6 protein-coding genes are annotated in these 4,887 nt (G+C 39.2%); 4 read left to right on the top strand and 2 right to left on the bottom strand.

Features of this window, described 5'->3' with window-relative positions:
• From LS67_RS09310 to LS67_RS09295, 4 genes are all read left to right on the top strand, one after another.
• The coding region (locus LS67_RS09310; RefSeq protein WP_052099922.1) for a DDE-type integrase/transposase/recombinase at positions 1-1,883 on the top strand (1,883 nt) is incomplete at its 5' end.
• Positions 1,884-2,011: 128 nt separating this feature from the next.
• Positions 2,012-2,191 carry a hypothetical protein gene (locus LS67_RS09305; protein ID WP_034328419.1) on the top strand — a complete coding sequence of 60 codons (180 nt, stop codon included), beginning with the start codon at positions 2,012-2,014 and terminating at the stop codon, positions 2,189-2,191.
• A complete protein-coding gene (locus tag LS67_RS09300) occupies positions 2,154-3,230 on the top strand; it encodes a phage head morphogenesis protein (RefSeq protein ID WP_081953951.1) in 1,077 nt (358 codons plus the stop codon). Before LS67_RS09305 ends, LS67_RS09300 begins: the two co-directional genes overlap by 38 nt.
• 173 nt (positions 3,231-3,403) lie before the next feature.
• Positions 3,404-3,865 carry a phage virion morphogenesis protein gene (locus LS67_RS09295; RefSeq protein WP_034328420.1) on the top strand — a complete coding sequence of 154 codons (462 nt, stop codon included), beginning with the start codon at positions 3,404-3,406 and terminating at the stop codon, positions 3,863-3,865.
• Positions 3,866-3,868: 3 nt separating this feature from the next.
• Here the strand turns inward: LS67_RS09295 and LS67_RS09690 are convergent, their stop codons facing one another.
• Together LS67_RS09690 and LS67_RS09290 are read right to left on the bottom strand one after the other, a co-directional pair.
• Entirely contained in the window at positions 3,869-4,033 is a 165-nt protein-coding gene (locus tag LS67_RS09690; protein WP_442906981.1) for a S24 family peptidase, read from the bottom strand.
• Between the two features lie 32 nt (positions 4,034-4,065).
• Positions 4,066-4,509 carry a hypothetical protein gene (locus LS67_RS09290; RefSeq protein WP_052099926.1) on the bottom strand — a complete coding sequence of 148 codons (444 nt, stop codon included), beginning with the start codon at positions 4,507-4,509 and terminating at the stop codon, positions 4,066-4,068.
• Positions 4,510-4,887 lie beyond the last annotated feature (378 nt).

Raw genomic sequence — 4,887 nt, 5'->3', positions numbered from 1 at the left:
TTACAACACCTACAACACTTACAACACCGCATAAAATAGGCACTTCTAGCGTTTTAGCACAAGAGCAAGCAAAAGCCTTGAGCTGTCCATCACACTTTATACAAAGCGCACAATCTAAGACTATGTTTGATAATAAAGATGATGATGGGCAGTTGAGGGCTTTAGATGCTTTTAGCAAAGCTTCGCAAAAAGATAAGAATCTCGCTTTGGAGAAAAAATCCATTATCAAAGAATGGGAAGTATATAAGACAAAAGGTGTGAATGCAAAAGATTTTATCGCGCTGCTGAATGCAGGTGGGCAATACTCTTGTGTCTTAAGCGAAAATAAGCTCTATGCGTGGCAGAGGGCATATAAGAGAGGCGGACTTGAGCTATTGCTTGATGAGCGAGGCAAAAATAGAAAAGAGCAAAGCAAGATTAAAGAGCTTGGATTAGAGGAGCTCACAAACAAGCTTATTTTGGCAAGTCGTGGCAGGGTGAATATCTCCTCATTACATAGAATGCTGCATATTCATCTTGATAGTGTGGGCAAGGCGGATTTGGCGGATTTTTTAGCCAAAAGGAGCGAGGTAATAAGCTATTGTGTGCTTGAGCGATATGTCAAGGCTTACTTAAAAGCTCACCCCATAGAAGCAAAAATTATTTATCGTGGTGAAGATGCGGCGGTTGGGAATTTCCTCCCTGCACTTGGGCAGAGTAATTGGGCGGCGGATTCTATTAATCAAATTGTAGAGATAGATGCCACAAGCATTGATGCGATTATTGATACAAGCGAAATAGCGCGCTCTCTAGGGCTTGAGGTAGAGAACATAGAATCTTGGCAAAAGCGATTTGTGCTTATTTCACTCATTGATACTTATAGTGGCGTGTGTAGCTTCCATATAAGCGATACTGAAAATAGCCTCGGCGTCTCTCGCGCCATTGCAAAATATATCACTACCTATGGCAAACCAAAGTGCATTAAAAGCGACAATGGTAGTGCATTTGTGAGTAAATATATCAAAGAAGTGCTTATGCGCCTTGATATTACCCATACCAAAACGAGGGCATACGCTGGGTGGTGTAAGCCCTATGTGGAGCGAAACTTTGCGCGTTTGCAAAATCACCTTATGGAATGGATTAAAGGCTATATCGGGCATAGTGTGAGCCAAAGACAAGCCATTGAGTTTTTCTTCTCTCGCGCACAGAGGCGACTTAAAAGAGGGCAAAAAAGCAATCAAACCAATCTTCACACGCTTAAAGAGCTAGGGCAGATGATAGATGCCTACACGCATTCTTTGATGAATAATGCGTATTTGCAGAGATTAGATTCTACACCCGCAGAGGCGTATAACGCGCGTGTAAATGAGGCAGTGAGAATCCACGAATATGAGCTTTGCTCTAAGCTTTCCCCGCTTGAGAGGCGCGCTGTGAATAAAAAAGGTATCGCTTATGGTGGGCTGTGGTATCAAAGTGCCGCTATGTTCGCGCATACAAGCGTATTTGTGGCAGCAAATATCAATAACACCAAAGAGCTTTTTATGTATGACGAGCAGCACCGCTTCATCGGCGTAGCGTCAAATCTTGATAGCGAGGAGATGAGTGCGGAAATGGCGCGGAATGCGCAAAAAATCTTTTATAAAGAGCTTAAAGCGCGCAAAGGCAAAATGCAAGAGGCACGCGCAGAAGTCGAGGCACAATTCCCACAAATGCTTTTACAAGCGCACAAGAAAATGCCAAAAACGCATATGCCCACACTCAAAGCCATTAATGATAGCAACCTTAAGCGTGCGAAGCTGCTTGATGAGGCAAAGCAAAAGGCAGTGGGCAGTGATGTTTTAGATTCTATAAAGGAGGTGAAGCAAGAAAAGAAAAGGGATTTAAGCTTTGAAGCAGCGGTTTAGAGAAAACCTTTAAAATCTCGCATTTAAGCTATGCAGATTCTACGCAAACTTCTCACAATTTATCATTCAACAAAGCTCAAGACTTACTCACAGGGCAAGAACTAGAGATTGATAAAGCCTTGCAAGATGTGAATCCTAAGAGCGAGTTTGATTTGGGAGCATTTTTAAAAGATTGCAAGAGTTATGAGCAGGCAGCACAAAAGATTGCTTTGAGTTTTAAGGGAGAGGATTTGCTTTTAAAAGAGCAAGAGCTAATGAGGCTTTTTCTTAATGGCGCACTCTTTGGGGCAGATGATGTTACACTTTGATTTCAATCTACCACCAAGCGAGGCTATCGCTTATTTGCAAAGCAAAAAGCCTGAAGTGCTTAATGAGCTTTCCACCCTAAAACATAATATTTATAATCGTGTTTTTACTATTAAAGGCATTGCCAATGTAGATTTATTAAGCGATATGCAAAAGTCCCTAAGCCTAGCATTGCTTCAGGGACAGGAGTTTAAAGAGTGGAAGCAAAACGTGCAAAGTTTGCTTACCCAAAGTAATACCCCCCTTAACCCAAAAAGACTAAAGCAAATTTATCATCAAAATATCCTTAACTCTTATAATCAAGGGCGTAAAATGACACAAGATAATCTCAAAGGTGAGATATATTATCGCTATGTAGCTATAAATGATTCACGCACGAGGCTTTCACATAAGCTTTTGCATAATACTATCTTGCCCCGTGAGCATAGCTTTTGGGAGAAGCATTATCCTGGGGCTGATTTTGGGTGTAGATGCAGAGTAGAAGCTTATACAAAAAGACAGCTTGATAGATTTGGCTTAAAGGTAAGTAATATAAGTGATATGCCAAATGTGCAAGAAGCAACATTTGATATAAGTGATAATAATGCGGCTCTTGCTCACATTCTTAATCAAAAACTTAAAATCCACGCGAATAATCCAAATGCTATCACAAGGCTAAAAGCCATAGCAGCATTTATACAGCAAAGAAATGTAAGGTTTAAGGAGATAAATGAGCTATGGCGCACATCGGACTTACAAAAAACTGCCTCTATTTGCAAAATACCAAAGCAACTACAAAAGATATTTGCTAATGAAGCAGAACATATCCGCATAAGCACGAGTGTTATAAATGACCATAAAAGCAGACACCCAGAAATTGATGCTTTTGATTATACGCTTATAGCGGATATGATAGAGCATATAGATTCTATATATCAAGATGAGAAATCTAGCGTGAAATATATCTTGCTGAACAAACTTGATAGGTGGTATAGATTAAGTCTCAAAAGCTTAAGTGATAAAAAAGGAAGTTTGGGTGGAGAGCTTACTAGCAGTAGATAATAAAGAAGTCTTGCTTAAAAATCTCAAAAATAAAAAAGTGATTTATTCACAGCCACAAAACGCAAGAAAGCTCTAGACTTGCACACTACTTTTCAAGTGGAATGGGATACTCCAGCTTATTTTCTTTTGTGGCAGAAGCAATTATACCATATCTTTACAAAAAAGGAGAGGCTATGCCAAAATATATGAGTTTTGATGAGCTAAGAGGACAAATGCAAAGCTTAGAGTTAAGGCTCAAAGACACAGAGCCTTTAATGGCACATATTGCTAATACTCTAGCTCTCTTTACCTCACAATCTTTTGAAAAAGAGACCTCACCCTTTGGGGAAAAGTGGAAGCCTTTATCATCTGCTACGCTTAAAAAGAGCAAGGGCTTAAAGAAAAAGCTTGTAGATAAAGGAAAGCTAGTAAATTCTATTCACACTTCACATACTACCAAGAGTGCAAGTATAGGCACAAGTGTAGTGTATGCGAGGATTCATCAATTTGGTGGCAAAGCAGGGAGAAATCATAAAGTCATTATCCCTGCCCGCCCTTTTATACCCATTAGCAAAGAGGATAAAATCCCAAAAGCTTTACAAGAGGAGATACAAGAGCTAGCAATGGAGCATATTTTAGGGGTATTTCTTAAGTAATCATCACACAGGAGCAATCACCCCTCGTATCCGCCCTATTACTTCTATTTCATTGAGTGCATAGCTCATAGGTTCATAGGCAAGATTTGCAGAAATAAGCTCTAGCCTCTGCCCCTTTATAAAGCAATGCTTAATAAAAACTCCATCATTTGTGCGCACCGCATAAATCTTGCCATTTTTGACTTCACGTTCTTTATAGCTTACAAGGCATAAGCTCCTATCGGTGATGTATGCTCCATACTCTCGCCAAGTGCGAGTATAAGCTCACAATCTCTCGCTTTTAAATGTGCTAAAATGCGCTCATCAAATATCACTTCTTGTGATTGTATGCTTTCATTGATACAGCCTCCACCCAAAGAGGCATTAGCACTATAAAGTTTTAAAATCTTGTAATGCTCGAAAGTATGAACACTCTCTTTTGGTGCACTCCCATAGAAAAAGGTATTGATACAGATGTGCTTAGATTCTAAAAAATCCATAATGGCTTTGTAAGGAATAGAGTTTTTAAACTTTGCTTGAGCGAGGGTATTTGGCGACATATTAAGAGCTTTTGCCACATCGATGTCTTTAGGCTTTAGGATAGAATCTGTGGCAAGTATGTCTTTAATGCGCTCTATGATTTCTCTAAAGGTGAGCTGTGGCATTGTGAATCCTTATAATAAATAAGTGATTGTAACAAATGCGAGAGTGAGAGTAGCACAAAGATGAGAAAAAATAATGAAGTGTGAGGGAAAGGGATTTTAAGGGGCTTTAAAAGGGTTTTTAATATCTTTTTAAAATGCGTATGGTGGGTGTTTAAAAGATTTAATGGTTTTTTGAATGAGTAGTATATGATGGGGCTAATGGCTGGGAGATAAGATAAGGCAAGAGAACATAAGAGAGATTATGGAGCTTTTTAAAGGTTGGGAATAAGAGGCTTAAAGGGCTAGTTTTACTGCTGGGGATTATTTACTTAAATTTAATTGTTTGAAATCAAAGTCAAATCTCTCACTTTGATTTCAAACGCGAAATGACTTTGATTT

The sequence above is a fragment of the Helicobacter sp. MIT 03-1616 genome, from assembly GCF_000765685.2.
GTDB lineage: Bacteria > Campylobacterota > Campylobacteria > Campylobacterales > Helicobacteraceae > Helicobacter_C > Helicobacter_C typhlonius.
Note: the sequence above shows the minus strand (reverse complement) of the source record. Positions and strands in the feature narration are given on the sequence as shown.